Genomic DNA, 13,145 nt, shown 5'->3' with positions numbered 1-13,145 from the left:
GATCGCGACCCAGACCACCGACCTCGACCAGCGCCGCGCCCGCAGCATTACGACCTGGTGCCAAGACCAGAAGACGCGGCTGGCGGGCTACATCCGAACGAAAGAGTAAATTTCGCTTCTCAATCGAGCTCCGGCGGCGCGAACCAGTTGGTCAGCGAGAGGCCGCCATCGACCACGATCGATGCGCCGGTGACGTAGCCGGAGAGCCTGTGCGAGAGCACGGCGAGCGCCATCGGCGCGAGATCGTCCGCCTGACCAAGCCGCCCGAGCGGAATGTGCTTGGCCAGCGCGGGGTCGGCGACGAAGCCGCCTGCCGCGATCGCGCCGGGCACCAGCGCATTGACGCGAATGCCGTAGCGGCCCCAGCTCTTGGCAAGCTCCTTCACCAGCATCGCCATGCCGGCCTTCGCCGTCGAGTAATGCGGCAGGTTGCGCGGCGTGCCGGCGTGCAGCGAGGTGAGCAGCAGAAACGAGCCAGGCCGCTTCGCCGCGATCAGCTTGCGCGCCAGTTCGCGCGACAGATGAAAGCCGGCATCGAGGTTGACCGCGTGCATCTGCCGCCAGGTCTCTTCATCGACCGCCATCGCGTGATCGGCCTCGCGGCGCGGCGGCGAAGCGCTATGGACGAAATGCGTCACCTGCCCGACCGCGGCTTGCGCATGTGCCAGCAGGGCATCGCCCGCCGCGCGCTGCGCGAGATCACCGACCCAGGGCACGGCAAGTTCGGGATGTGCGGCGGCCTTGATGGCGGCCAGGACCTTGTCCTCGTGCAGGTCGGCGAACACCGTGCGCACGCCCTCGCCGACCAGGGCCTGCGCGATGGCGCGGCCGATGCCGTTGCCGGCGCCGGTCACCAAGACTGCCTCGCGCGCGGGATCGAAAGGCGATGTGAAGAGGCTCATGATGCCTATCTCCGAGGACGTGCAGACCGGCGCTCAGTACGGCGGCGCCTTGCGCGCCCGCTGTGCCTTGGCGGCTTCGATCCACCAGGTGAAGTCGTCGGCAAAGCGTGGAAAGGCGCGTTCGAGCGACTTGCCGCCCTCGCCGATCGGCTTGCCTTCGGCGGACAGGGTCTGCGCGATCGGCCCTGCGCTGATCGTGCTCGACACCACCACCATGCCCATCTCCGACAGCGTGCCGTGCCAGGCGGTCGCGGCGCGCGCACCGGCGAAACGCCCGGCCGAGTAGCTCGCGATCGCCGCCGGACGCCAGAACCATTCCTCGAGGAAATGATCGGTCAGGTTCTTCAGCCCTGGCTGGATGCCCCAATTGTATTCGCCGGTGACGAACAGGAAGCCGTCGGCGTCGCGGATCTTTCCGGCGAGCGTTTCGAGCACGGCCGGCGCCTGGCCCTTGGGGTGTTCCTTGTACATCCGGTCGAGCATCGGCAGGCCGACCTCCTTGGCGTCGATCAACTCGACATCGTTGCCGCGCGCACGAAGGCCGTCGACGACGAAGTGCGCCAGGCGGATGCCCATGCGATCCGAACGATAGGAGCCGTAGAGAACGAGAATGCGGTGGGTCATGATGGCGCGATCCTACCACAGCGCTGCGACAGCCGTCCTGCGGCTGGCGCGCAGATGTTAACGGCATATCCGGCGCGTTTTCCCGGCATTAAGCAATTCGTCGCAGGTCCCTCGCCGCGGCCAAAAATTGCCAGATTTGTTTTCTGGATATGCGTTCGCTTCGAGAAGGAGAACCCGACATGCGAATCGCAAAGCTGGTTTTCGCAGGCTCGCTCGCGGCCATCGCCGCCGTTGCCACGCCGGCGCTGGCGAAGAGTGCCGAGCGGCAGAAAGCCGACGAGAAAGCCGCCACCACAACCAATTCGACCGGCTGCCAGGCCTACCAACAGGCCGCCGACGGCACCTGGAACCAGCTTCCCTGCGGCGAGGCCGGCTCCAGCGGCGCGACCCAGCACCGCACCGCGACCAAGGGCGCTGACGACGACGAACGCTGACCGATCGGCACGCCATGCCGCCACGCGCGGCCGAGCGACCCGGCGCCTCCGACTTTCGGACAATACGAATGTGCGGGACCGCCACCGCTCCCGCATCATAAACCCTAGCTTAATGCGCACCCGGTACGGTTGAGGCCTTCCCTCTTTCGTCAAGAAATGGCGCGCATCCCATGAAAATCGGTACTCTCCTGACGGCCGCGATCATCTCATTGTCCGCGGTCGGCGGCGGCCTGGCGGCCTATGTCGCGGCGACCAAGTACCAGACCATGGACAAGGTCTCGACCGCGCAGAGCCGGCTCGAGATCGTCCGCGCCGTCGGTGATATCCCGCGCTACATGAACCCCGAGCGGGGCTATGCCACCAACCTGCTGCTCGCAGGCGGCACGATCGATCCGAAGCAGATCGCCGAACTCGACCGCCAGCGTCAGCTGACCGATGGCGCGCTGGCCAAGGTCAACCAGGTGCGCGCCACCTTGCCGGGATCGCTCGACGACGGCGAGGCCGTTGCGCGCGAGATCGACGCGCTGAAGGTGAAGTTTGCCGGGCTGCGCGACGCCATCGCGGCTGCAATCTCAGGTCCGGCCGATGCCCGCCGCCCGGCCGCCGGCAAGATCGTCGCCGACAATTCCGCGTTCAACGCCGGTGTCACCACGCTGCTCGACGAGCAGGTGCGCCGCCTCGCCGGCCTCGACGGCAATGCCTATCGCCAGGCCAGCTACGCCAACGTTGCCTGGATGCTGCGCGACACCGGCGGCCTCAATGCCAGCCTGCACAAGGCGCTGGTCGGCGCCAAGCGCGTCGCGACCGATCAGGAGAAGCTGGAACTCTACCGCTCGACCGGCCGCACCGAGCAGATCCTCTCGACGCTGCAGGAATTGCGCAACAATCCGGCGACGCCCACCAACGTCATGACGGCGCTCGGCAAGATGCAGGCCGACTATGTCGAGCGCTTCGGCAAGGCGCTGAAGCTTGCCAAGGAAGGCGCAGTGACCGGCAAGTACGAGCTGGATCTCGATACCTACTATCCGGAATCGCAGATCGGCCTCGCCGCCATCATCACCGTGCGCGACGCGTTCTACGAGAATGCCGAGCAGGTCCTTGCGGGCGCCTATTCGTCGGCGCGCTTCAGCTTCGTGATTGCACTGATCGGGTTGCTCGCGGTCATTGCCGTCAGTGCCGGCCTCATCGTCGTGGTTCGTCGCCGCATCCTCAACCCAATCGCCGCCCTCACCGGCCGAATGTCGCGCCTCGCCGCGGGCGACGTCGCCGAGGCGATCCCGGGCGCCGCGCGCAACGACGAGATCGGCGCGATGGCCGCTGCCGTCCAGGTGTTCAAGGACAACAGGATTGAGGCCGATCGCCTCGCGAGCGAGAAGGAAGCCGAGAGCGACGTCAAGATGCGCCGCGCCCGCGTGCTCGACGACCTGACCCGCGCCTTCGAAGCCAAGGTCACCGAACTGGTCGGCGGATTGTCGGCCGCGTCCTCGGTGATGGAGGACACCGCGCAATCGATGTCGGCCACCGCCGCCGCCACCAACCGCCAGGCCGCGCTCGTCGCCGCGGCGTCGGATCAGACCTCGACCAACGTGCAGACGGTCGCGAGCGCGACCGAGGAACTGACGTCCTCGATCTCGGAGATCGCCCGCCAGGTCGCGACCTCGACCGAGATCGCCGCGCGCGCGGTCGATCATGCAAGGCGCACCGGCGACACCGCCCGCTCGCTGGCCGAGGGCGCTCAGAAGATCGGCGACGTCGTGACGTTGATCCAGAGCATCGCCGCGCAGACCAATTTGCTCGCGCTCAACGCCACCATCGAGGCGGCCCGCGCCGGCGAGGCCGGCCGCGGCTTTGCCGTCGTCGCCTCAGAAGTGAAGTCGCTGGCCGGCCAGACCGCGAAGGCGACCACAGAGATCTCCGAGCAGATCACCGCGATCCAGACCGCGAGCGACGAGACCGTGACTGCCATCCGCAGCGTCGTCGACGTCATCACCGAAATCGACCAGATCGGCACCGCGATTGCGGCCGCGATCGAGGAACAGGGCTCGGCGACCAAGGAAATCTCGCGTAGCGTTCAGGAAGCCGCGCGGCACGCAGGAGGTCAATTCCAACATCTCCGGCGTGCAGCGCGCCGCCGACGACACCGGCGCGGCGGCAACCCAGGTGCTGGGCGCGGCCGAACAGCTCTCGACGCAGTCCAAGGACCTCGCCGGCCAGGTCAACCGCTTCCTGTCCGACGTGCGGGCGGCGTAGTCCTGAATCCGTAGGATGGGTAGAGCGAAGCGAAACCCGTCGCTTCGCTGCGAGTGTTGATGGGTTTCGCTTCGCTCTACCCATCCTACGTTCGTCATGACGTCATCGAAGGGTAACGTGGCTCACTCCACGTGCTAGCCGCCACGCAGGCCGAGCACACGGCGGGCGATCGCCTGGCGATGGACCTCGCTCGGGCCTTCGTACACCCGCATCAGGCGGGCCTTCTGCCAGAGCGCGTTGAGCGGCAATTCCAGCGTCACGCCGAGTGCGCCGAGCGTCTGCATGGCGTGGTCGCAGGCGTCATAGGCCATCTCGGTCGCAAACACCTTGATCATCGAGGCCTCGTAGCGGATGTCCTCGCCGCGATCGGTCTTGTCGGCGGCCTCGCGCACCATCAGCCGGCACGCATGCATGCGCGTGGAGATGTCGGCGATCCACCACTGGATCGCCTGGCGCTCGGCGAGCTTGACGCCGAACGTCTCGCGCTGCTTGGCGTGCTCGCACATCATGTCGAGCGCGCGCTTGGTGATGCCGACACAGGTCGATCCCATCTCGAGCCGCCGCGTGCGCAGGCGCAGCTGCATCGGCGCATAGCCCTTGCCGACCTCGCCCAGCACCGAGTCCTTCGGGATGCGGCAGTCCTCGAACACGATCTCATAGGTCGAGCCGCCGCCGACCATCGGGATCTCACGCTCGATGATGAAGCCGGGCGTGCCCTTCTCGACGATGAAGGAGGTGATGCCGCCCTGGCGCTGGTCGTTGCCGACGCGCGCCATCACGATGATGAAGTCGGCGGCACGCGCATTGCTGATCCAGATCTTGCGGCCATTCAGCACCCACTGCTCGCCGTCGAGCACCGCGCGCGTCTTCATGCCCGCGGGATCGCCGCCGGCGCCGGGCTCGGAGATCGCGATCGCCGACGTCATCCGGCCCTCGATATAGGGCTGCAGATATTTCTTCTTCTGCGCCTCGGTGCCGACCGCCTGCAGCATGCGCAGGTTCGGCGAGTCCGGCGGCAGCACGAACGGCACGCAGCTGCGGCCGAGTTCTTCATGCACCGCGGCCATCGTGCGCGTCGGCAAATCGTGGCCACCGAGATCCTCGGGCGCATCGAGGCCCCAGAGGCCGAGTTCCTTCGAGACATCGCGCAGCCGCTTGCGCTGCTCTGCGGTGAGCTCGGGATGATCGCTGCCGGGCAGCTTCGATTTCAGATATTGCGGCTCGAGCGGGATGAGTTCGCGATCGACGAATCTGGCGACGGTCTCGCGGATCATGGCTGTCTGTTCATCATCGCTCATCTGAGATTCCTCGCCTGTGCTGTTTCGCTTCACAAAACCAGTAGCGCATTCTTTGTCGGCAAGAATAGCGGAAACGCGCGCACGCGCTCACGCTCACGCGAGGGTTTCATGGAGCGGAATTCAATATCCCGCGGCGCGGTCAGCACGTGCGCAATTGCGCCGGACGCTCGAGCGCATCGAGCAACCGATCACGCAGCTCAAGGTTATTGGCTGCAAGCAAGCGATCGACGATCAGATCGCCGATGCCCCCGCACTGGCCGCAGCCTTCCTAGTCGGCAAAGCCGACATAGCGGACAAAATCGCCGTTGGCCTCGCGGTCCGACCGCACCGCGTTGGCGGCAAAACTGTCGTCGGGATAGCCCATCGCGACGCAGGTCATGATCACCTGGTCTTCCGGGATATTGGCGACCTCGCGCACGATGTCGGAGCGCATGATGCCCTGGCCGTTGATCACGCTGCCGAGGCCGCGATCCCAAGCTGCCAGGACGATGCCGTAGCAGAGCGCGCCGAGGTCGAAATGGCAGACCGCGCCGGGATCGAGGATCCGGTCATAGGCCAGGACCAGCGAGACCGGGGCGTCGAACTGGCGGAAGCCGCGCAGCACCCAATCCTGCCGCATCGGCTTGTCGTCGCGGGCAATCCCCATGGCGCCGAACAGCTTCTTGGCGATGTCGACCTGGCGGCCGCGGTGCACGCCCTGATACTCGCCATGGCTGATGATGTCGCGCTTGGCCTTGGCGCCGGCGATCATCTCCTCCATGTTGCGGCGGCGCACTTCTTCCAGCGGCGCCCCGGTCAGGACATGGACGTGCCAGGGCTGGGTGTTCATCGAGGACGGCGCGCGCTTGGCCACCTCGATGATCTCCTCGACGGTCGCCCGGGACACCGGCTGCTTCTTGAACCCGCGCACGCTTTTGCGTGTCTGTACCAGCGTCTCGAATTCCATTCCGCGTTTCCCCCATTTTGTTCCGCGCTGCACACGGAAATTTCTCACGGCAATCCGGGTATTTTATAGACAAATTCGGCTGTGGGAACTTGATCGGGCCAAGAATCCGATATCCAATCCGGCCACTGGTTTGGTTTAGGGAGAACCCAGATGAAGCGGATTTTCTTGGCGGCCGTGATCGCGACCTTTGCCGCCGGTTCGGCATTTGCACAGGACGCCTCCTGCGAGACGAAGGCTGTCGGCAAGGACGGCAAGCCGCTGGCCGGCGCGGCCAAGACCTCGTTCATGAAGAAGTGCACGATGGATACCTGCGAGACCAAGGCGGTGGGCTCCGACGGCAAGAAGCTCGCCGGCGCGGCCAAGAACTCGTTCATGAAGAAGTGCCAGAGCGGCGCCTGAGCCCCTCGCCGACGCTTATTTAGCCCCCTCAATCGGGACAGACTTCATCGGGACTCAATCGGGTCGCGCAGGGCGCGGCCCGAACCGCTGTTGATCGGTGTCCTCAGAACGAGACGCCGACCCGGACGCCCTTGCTCCAGACCCGCCGGCAACGCTTCCGGGTGTTGCCGTGAAACATCTCGAAACGCTCGGGCAACTGGACCGGCTTGGAGAATCCCAAGCAGGCCCCGCCGGCGGAATAATCCACCAGCCGGCATTCGATCAGCGGCGCCTTCGGTTCGAGCTGGAGCTTGACCACGCTGGATACACATCCTGTTGGACGAACACGCGCAAATCGTCGGGGATGCATCAGCCCGCCTCTGGTGGAATCGTACCAACAGATTCCTCGGCGGCCGTTAAGATTCCGTTCAGGCGAATTGTTACGAATCATGTCTGCCGCTAGCCGGATCGGCGGGCGCGACGCCGGCACGGCGCGAGGCCGCCAGCGTCTCCGATGGCGCCTCCCCGAACTGCGACCGGTAGCTCCGCGAAAAATCGCTGAGGTGCCAGAACCCGTAGGCCAGCGCACAGGCCTTGACGCTGGGCGCACCGGCGAGCAGCTGCTGGCGCACCAGCCAGAGCCGGCGCAGCCGCAGATAGCGATGCAGGCTGACGCCCCGGTAGCGCTGGATCGCGTCATGCAGCGTGCGCACCGACACGCCGATCTGCCGGGCGAGTTCGCCGCTGTAGATCGGGTGAGCCACGTCGCCGGCCAGAATGGCGCGCGCGTCGTTGAAGACCTTGAACTGGCGCGTCGTGTTGGCCCGCGTCGCCCACTTGGCCGGCACGATCTCGGCGAACGCGTTGTCGATTGCGGCGAGCAGCGTCTCCTTGATCGACACGCCCGTCGCGAACTCCGCAATCGTGACCTGGTCTGACGTGACGAGCAGGACCTGCCTCACCACTTCGCGCAGCCGATCCTGCGCGCGTTGAGAGATCTCGTGAATGCTGAAATGGAGCCCGGCACTCGGCCAGCCGCGGTCGACAATCTCGGGCGTGAACATCACCGAGACATATTGGCGGGGCGTCTCCTCCACGGAGGTGTAGAACGCGCCGCCGCCACCGAGTACGATCACCGCACGATCGCGCTCGACGCCGTTGAACCGGATCGGAACGCCGTCATCCATCGTGAAGCCGACCGCGGTGGTCTGCCGCGCAAGCTGCGCGTCGACGATCCGCGGGAACGACTGCGTGTAGTTGAGCTCGCATCCCGGCAAACTCAGGATGACCTGCTCGGCCGAAATCTTCCGCGCAAGTGGCGTGAAATCAACATCCAGATCTCGGATCGAACTCCGGAATGCATCAACATCGTCAAAACGAAAGACTCTCGGCACCAGCAATGGCGCCGTCAAATGACTGCTCCTGTAAAATGGTCTCTAAAATTTGCACGCGGCGCCGCGCACAGCGCACCGGCCGCATTGATAAATTCCGTGCACAAAATACGAATCGTCCAATGAGCTCGATCAGCAAAAATGCGGTCCGCTCGTCGAACCCGACAACCTGGCAAAACCGCGCTGCTGCCGAATTTCGATAGTGTTTGCCAAGATATCCCCCGCTGGGATCAGCCTCCACATCGATTTCTATACCCCTATTAAAGATTCGGGGAGCAGATTGACGCTGGGAACAATGCTGTTCCCCGTCGCGGAACATTTTAGGGACCGCAATGACAGCCATTGCCTCGCCCGATCTAATTGCCAAGCTCGACCATGTCTTGAGAGCCGGTTCCCCAGACCTCCGCACGCGCATGCTGCAGGAGGTGGCCGGGCTGTTTCTCGACAACGCTCACCGCCTCAGCGAGCATCAGGTCAGGCTGTTCGACGACATCCTGATCCGTCTGACCGAGAGCGTCGAGCTGCGCACCCTGACCACGCTCAGCCGCTCGCTCGCCGACTTGCATCTGGTGCCACGGGAGCTCGCCCGTCGCCTCGCCAACCATGACGATGCCGACGTCGCCGCGCCGATCCTGCGAAACTGCGCGTGCATTCCGGACGCCGATCTGATCGACATTGCCTGGATGCGGGCCGAGGGACATCTCTGCGCGATCGCAGGACGCAAGGCGGTCAACCAGGAGCTCACGGACATTCTGCTGATGCGCGGCGACAGCAATGTGCTTCGCGCTCTCGCAAGCAATCCCGGCGCGGACATGACCAGCGCAGGCCTTGCCATGATGGTCGATGCCGCCGAGCGCGACGGGGACATCGCAGCCGCGTTGGTCTCGCGCAAGGACCTGCCTCACCGCGTTCTTGCCGACCTCGTCGCGCGATCCACGCCGCGCCGGCAGGCCCAGCTGCTCAGGATCGCCCGCCCCGATATCCGGCACGCGATCCGCGCCGCCATCGATGCAGGCGCCGCCCGCGCCTCCGCAAGCCCACCAGCCACGATCGACTATGCGGAGGCGCGGGCCACGGTGATGGCCCTCAACAATTCCGGACAGCTGAACGATTCCAGCGTCAACCGTTTCGCGATCCGGCAGGAAGTCCACAACGTCGTCGCGGCGCTGGCGCAGCTCGCGACCGTTCCGAGCGCGACGATCGCGCCGTTGATGGAAGCCGCCGACATCAGCGGGCTCGTGATCGCCTGCCGTGCATCGCGACTGAACTGGAATACGACGGCCACCATCGTCAGCTACCGGAAGGCCGGATCGAAGGTCCCACCGGATCAGCTTGAGCAGGCCCGGAAGATGTTCGAAGCACTGCCGCTCTCAAACGCGCAGCGCATGATCCGGTTTGGCTCGCTGAGCGAGCTGGCTGCAAAACCCGTTCAGGCAGTGTGAGTGGCGTCATGGCGTATGGTGACCGCAGGGCGGAGCGCGTCAAGCTTGAGACGCGCCATCCCGTCAATCTCATGGGGGTCGACGGCACCTGGCGGCGAAGCTGCATCCTGCTCGACGTCTCGCAAAGCGGCGCCCGGCTCGAGGTCGACGGAACGCTTGATGTGCTGAAGGCCCAGGAGTTCTTCCTGGTCTTGTCCTCGCGCGGACTGGCGTTCCGCCGCTGCGAGCTGGTTCGTGTCGACGGCACCGAGATCGGCGTGCGATTCATCGAAGAACGAAAGCGAAAGGGACGCGCCGTCGTTCCGAGATCAGGATTGGCGGCGACCGGCCCGAGGGGAAGTTGACGACATGACCATGCAGAGAGCAACAAGCATCGCGGTATCGGCGGTCTCCGCCGCACCATTGCGCGGCACCATCGCAATCGAGTGCGCCGGCACCATCGCGACGTTCGAGATCGACGAGGAGCTCGCCCATCGCCTGTGCAGCGATCTCGAACGGTTTCTGACCCAGGTTCCGCGCCGGACCAGCATGGCGCGGTGACCTTGAGCTGCCGACTGCCGCGCCCTATTCGCGCTTGAAGCGATAGTCGAACCGGTCGCCGTCCGCCTTGATCAGGCCGACCGTGGGGGCCGGAAAATGGATCGGCAGGATCAGCGTGTCGGTCCCGGCAACGGAGGCAAAGAACTTTCGCCGCGAGACCGCCGATTGCTTCGGATCCCAATCCGGCTTGGCCGACCACTCCGGCTCGCGGCACTGGATCGCGTGGTGCATCAGATCGCCGGCGACCACCGCGCGCTGTCCCTTCGAGAAAATGTTGACGCAGCAATGGCAGGGCGAATGGCCCGGCGTCGGCGTCAGCGTGACGGTGTCGTCGAGCGCATAGTCGTCGTCGACCAGGAGCGCCTGCCCAGCCTCGACGATCGGCAGGCAATTGTCGCGAAACACCGTGCCGGGCGGATTGGCGCCCTTGGCATTCTCGGCCTCCCAGGCCGCATACTCGCCCTTGTGCAAGACGTATTTCGCGTTCGGGAAGGTCGGCACCCAGCGGCCGTCGCGCAGCGTGGTGTTCCAGCCGGTGTGATCGATATGCAGATGGGTGCAGAACACGTAGTCGATCTGCTCATAGGAGATGCCGAGCGCGAACAGCTCGTTGCGCCAGCGCTCCTTGCCCGGGAAGTCGAACGGCGGCGGGTGTCCCTTGTCCTCGCCCGTGCAGGTGTCGACCAGGATAGTGTAGCGCGGCGTCCGCACCACGAAGGTCTGATAGGTGATCAACATCATGCCGCGCGCGGCATCGAAGACCTCCGGCTCCATCGTCTTCAGGTGATGCTTGAACACGGCGTCGTCATAGGTCGGGAAGAAATCCTGCGGCCGCCGCCACGGCCCCTCGCGCTCGATCACCGCATCGATCGTGATATCGCCGATCCTGATCTGCTTCATGCCGCTTCGCTCCCGCTCTTTTTTGAGAAGCGTAGCGGGCGATGCTGGGCCGGACAAGCCGGACACAGCGCGGCAGGCCATGCGCCGTTGCATTGCTTGCGCGCGTGGCTTGCCGCAAACCGTAGTCTTTAAACAGCGTCCTTGGCGACCTTGAGAGGTGACGCCTTGACCGACTTGCTGGCCGGCTTCGCTGCAAATTCCATCGGCTCCTTCGTGAAAGGATTTACACCGCTGCGAGCTTCCGTGGCAGGCTTATGCACGACGGACATTTTCACAAAGCCAGGAATGACGAACTCACCGGATTCGTTCAGCTCCTTGTAGCCAACGGTCGCCATATGCTCGATGACGGTCCTCACGTCGTTCTTCGATATCTGCGTGCCCTCGGCAATCGCGTCGATCAATTGATTCTTCGTCATCTTGGCCATGCTGAAATCCTCTGAATTTGGGGGCGCGCGAGCTACGATGTAACTCTGTCCAGAATGTGATAAAGCCACGCAGCGCGCTTCTTGTTCATGCCAACGGTCATGAAGTCACCGGGCTTAAAACCTATCGAGGCCCGAAACGCAAGCATGCGAATCGCGATACCTTCGATAGTGCAACAATCTGCAGTGTATATTTCCCGCCCCGGTTAGCGCCTTGATTCCACGCGCGGACTTGCTCAACAAGGCGATTGCCGTTGTCGACGAGTTCAAGAACCAGGCCGCGGCAGCAAACTGCGAACCACCATCGCCTTGCCCGCTCGCCGTGATAGACGACGAGGAAGCATCGCCAGAACGGTGCCAGGACGTCGCCCGCCGTTCGATCGCTGCCGGCAGCAAGATCGACGTCGTGGTCCATCCCGGTGCGACCCACGACTTCACAGCGCGGCGCTCAGGGATGCGATGGTGAGGTCGATTGCCGCAGTCGACGGCTTGAAGGATTGGGCCGCCGCAAATCGACCAGAAACGCCTCCTACCCGGAGCAACCATCCAGCAGGGAAACGAGTCGCTTGGGCAGGAAATTGAAATACGCGGCAGCGGCTATCGTTGCCACCACCGCCGGCATCTACCTCAACAACTCCAGTCTTCTCGCAACCCACGCCGGCGGCAAGCCGGTGCTCCTCGCCCATCGCGGCATGGCGCAACGCTTCGACGAACGCGACCTCAGGAACGACACCTGCACCGCGGCGCGCATGCTGCCGCCAACCCATGACTATCTCGAGAACACGATCCGCTCGATGCAGGCGAGCTTCGATCGCGGCGCCGATATCGTCGAGCTCGACGTCCATCCGACGACCGACGGCGAATTCGCGGTGTTTCACGACTGGACGGTCGATTGCCGGACCGACGGCCAGGGCGTCACCCGCGAACAGCCGATGGCACGGCTGAAGATGCTCGATATCGGCTATGGCTACACCGCCGATGGCGGCAAGACCTTTCCATTCCGCGGCAAGGGCATCGGGTTGATGCCATCGCTGGACGAGGTGCTCACGACCTTTCCGGATCGCCGGTTCCTGATCAACGTCAAGAGCCGCGATCCCTCCGAGGGCGAGAAGCTCGCGGCGGCCTTGAATGGGCTTCCCACCGAGCGACGCAAGCTGATCATGGTCTATGGCGGCGACGATCCGATCGAGGCGATCCGGCGTCTTGCGCCGGGGACGCGGACGATCTCGCGCGCAGCGATCAAGCGCTGCCTCGTTCGCTATCTCGGCTATGGCTGGACCGGCATCGTGCCGGATGCCTGCCGCAACGCCATCGTGCTGGTGCCGATCAACTACGCGCCGTGGCTGTGGGGATGGCCGGACCGTTTCCTCAACCGCATGGCGGCGGCAAACAGCGTGGTGTTCGTGCTCGGCCCCTATCAGGGCGGCGAATTCTCGACCGGGGTCGACGATGCCGAGCTATTCCGGCGCCTGCCCCAGAACTATTCCGGCGGCATCTGGACCAACGAGATCGAGACCATCGCCCGCCTCACCGGCCGGTAGATCCGGCGTCTCCTGTCATCTCGCCGTAATAGAAATCGTGCGACTGAAGCCGCCGCTCGCCGCATCGAGGACAAACC

16 protein-coding genes and 1 pseudogene are annotated in these 13,145 nt (G+C 64.7%); 8 read left to right on the top strand and 9 right to left on the bottom strand.

The window, feature by feature from the left end; all coding sequences use genetic code 11:
- Nucleotides 1–119 precede the first annotated feature (119 nt).
- A complete protein-coding gene (locus H8B02_RS20285) occupies nt 120–902 on the bottom strand; it encodes an SDR family NAD(P)-dependent oxidoreductase (RefSeq protein ID WP_229167850.1) in 783 nt (260 codons plus the stop codon).
- A 33-nt stretch (nt 903–935) separates the two neighbouring features.
- Nucleotides 936–1,526: an NADPH-dependent FMN reductase gene (locus H8B02_RS20280; RefSeq protein ID WP_229167849.1), complete on the bottom strand. Its 591-nt coding sequence runs from the start codon at nt 1,524–1,526 to the stop codon at nt 936–938.
- Between the two features lie 179 nt (nt 1,527–1,705).
- Here H8B02_RS20280 and H8B02_RS20275 point away from each other — a divergent pair, with 179 nt between their 5' ends.
- The gene (locus tag H8B02_RS20275; protein ID WP_229167848.1) at nt 1,706–1,960 is read left to right on the top strand and encodes a hypothetical protein; all 255 of its coding nucleotides are present in this window, start codon (nt 1,706–1,708) and stop codon (nt 1,958–1,960) included.
- 170 nt (nt 1,961–2,130) lie between these two features.
- Nucleotides 2,131–4,210, top strand: a pseudogene (locus H8B02_RS20270) (methyl-accepting chemotaxis protein).
- A gap of 134 nt (nt 4,211–4,344) precedes the next feature.
- Here H8B02_RS20270 and H8B02_RS20265 read toward each other — a convergent pair.
- On the bottom strand, nt 4,345–5,508 hold the full coding sequence (locus tag H8B02_RS20265) for an acyl-CoA dehydrogenase family protein (protein WP_229167846.1): 1,164 nt from the start codon (nt 5,506–5,508) through the stop codon (nt 4,345–4,347).
- A 268-nt stretch (nt 5,509–5,776) separates the two neighbouring features.
- Nucleotides 5,777–6,454 carry a nitroreductase gene (locus H8B02_RS20260; RefSeq protein ID WP_229167845.1) on the bottom strand — a complete coding sequence of 226 codons (678 nt, stop codon included), beginning with the start codon at nt 6,452–6,454 and terminating at the stop codon, nt 5,777–5,779.
- Between the two features lie 150 nt (nt 6,455–6,604).
- On the opposite strand from H8B02_RS20260, the gene H8B02_RS20255 reads away from it, so the two are divergent.
- Nucleotides 6,605–6,853: a hypothetical protein gene (locus H8B02_RS20255; RefSeq protein WP_092113602.1), complete on the top strand. Its 249-nt coding sequence runs from the start codon at nt 6,605–6,607 to the stop codon at nt 6,851–6,853.
- Between the two features lie 103 nt (nt 6,854–6,956).
- On the opposite strand, the gene H8B02_RS20250 is transcribed toward H8B02_RS20255, so the two are convergent.
- The 3 genes from H8B02_RS20250 to H8B02_RS20240 all read right to left on the bottom strand — a co-directional run bounded on the left by H8B02_RS20250 (nt 6,957) and on the right by H8B02_RS20240 (nt 8,566).
- Nucleotides 6,957–7,151 carry a hypothetical protein gene (locus tag H8B02_RS20250; protein WP_376711689.1) on the bottom strand — a complete coding sequence of 65 codons (195 nt, stop codon included), beginning with the start codon at nt 7,149–7,151 and terminating at the stop codon, nt 6,957–6,959.
- Nucleotides 7,152–7,272: 121 nt separating this feature from the next.
- Nucleotides 7,273–8,232 carry an AraC family transcriptional regulator gene (locus H8B02_RS20245; RefSeq protein WP_229167852.1) on the bottom strand — a complete coding sequence of 320 codons (960 nt, stop codon included), beginning with the start codon at nt 8,230–8,232 and terminating at the stop codon, nt 7,273–7,275.
- Nucleotides 8,204–8,566 (bottom strand): hypothetical protein, encoded by a 363-nt coding sequence (locus H8B02_RS20240; protein ID WP_229167843.1) that lies wholly within the window; start codon nt 8,564–8,566, stop codon nt 8,204–8,206. Before H8B02_RS20240 ends, H8B02_RS20245 begins: the two co-directional genes overlap by 29 nt.
- On the opposite strand from H8B02_RS20240, the gene H8B02_RS20235 reads away from it, so the two are divergent.
- Genes H8B02_RS20235 through H8B02_RS20225 form a run of 3 tightly spaced genes read left to right on the top strand, consistent with a single transcriptional unit; the run spans nt 8,556 to nt 10,205 of the window.
- Nucleotides 8,556–9,665 (top strand): DUF2336 domain-containing protein, encoded by a 1,110-nt coding sequence (locus H8B02_RS20235; protein WP_229167842.1) that lies wholly within the window; start codon nt 8,556–8,558, stop codon nt 9,663–9,665. The two genes, H8B02_RS20240 and H8B02_RS20235, sit on opposite strands and share 11 nt — an antisense overlap.
- 8 nt (nt 9,666–9,673) lie before the next feature.
- On the top strand, nt 9,674–10,009 hold the full coding sequence (locus H8B02_RS20230) for a PilZ domain-containing protein (protein WP_229167841.1): 336 nt from the start codon (nt 9,674–9,676) through the stop codon (nt 10,007–10,009).
- 10 nt (nt 10,010–10,019) lie between these two features.
- Nucleotides 10,020–10,205 carry a hypothetical protein gene (locus tag H8B02_RS20225; RefSeq protein WP_229167840.1) on the top strand — a complete coding sequence of 62 codons (186 nt, stop codon included), beginning with the start codon at nt 10,020–10,022 and terminating at the stop codon, nt 10,203–10,205.
- 24 nt (nt 10,206–10,229) lie between these two features.
- Here H8B02_RS20225 and H8B02_RS20220 read toward each other — a convergent pair whose 3' ends face one another.
- Together H8B02_RS20220 and H8B02_RS20215 are read right to left on the bottom strand one after the other, a co-directional pair.
- Nucleotides 10,230–11,105 carry an MBL fold metallo-hydrolase gene (locus H8B02_RS20220; RefSeq protein WP_229167839.1) on the bottom strand — a complete coding sequence of 292 codons (876 nt, stop codon included), beginning with the start codon at nt 11,103–11,105 and terminating at the stop codon, nt 10,230–10,232.
- Between the two features lie 128 nt (nt 11,106–11,233).
- Nucleotides 11,234–11,530 carry an HU family DNA-binding protein gene (locus tag H8B02_RS20215; RefSeq protein ID WP_092113589.1) on the bottom strand — a complete coding sequence of 99 codons (297 nt, stop codon included), beginning with the start codon at nt 11,528–11,530 and terminating at the stop codon, nt 11,234–11,236.
- Nucleotides 11,531–11,741: 211 nt separating this feature from the next.
- Between H8B02_RS20215 and H8B02_RS20210 the strand changes: the two genes are divergently transcribed.
- Nucleotides 11,742–11,993, top strand: a complete 252-nt coding sequence (locus H8B02_RS20210; protein WP_229167838.1) for a hypothetical protein — start codon at nt 11,742–11,744, stop codon at nt 11,991–11,993.
- A gap of 100 nt (nt 11,994–12,093) precedes the next feature.
- A complete protein-coding gene (locus tag H8B02_RS20205) occupies nt 12,094–13,068 on the top strand; it encodes a glycerophosphodiester phosphodiesterase family protein (protein ID WP_229167837.1) in 975 nt (324 codons plus the stop codon).
- Nucleotides 13,069–13,145: the final 77 nt, after the last annotated feature.

Origin of the sequence: Bradyrhizobium altum (assembly GCF_020889705.1) — a bacterium.
Taxonomy (GTDB): Bacteria; Pseudomonadota; Alphaproteobacteria; order Rhizobiales; family Xanthobacteraceae; genus Bradyrhizobium; species Bradyrhizobium altum.
This window is presented reverse-complemented; position numbering and strand designations above follow the sequence as displayed.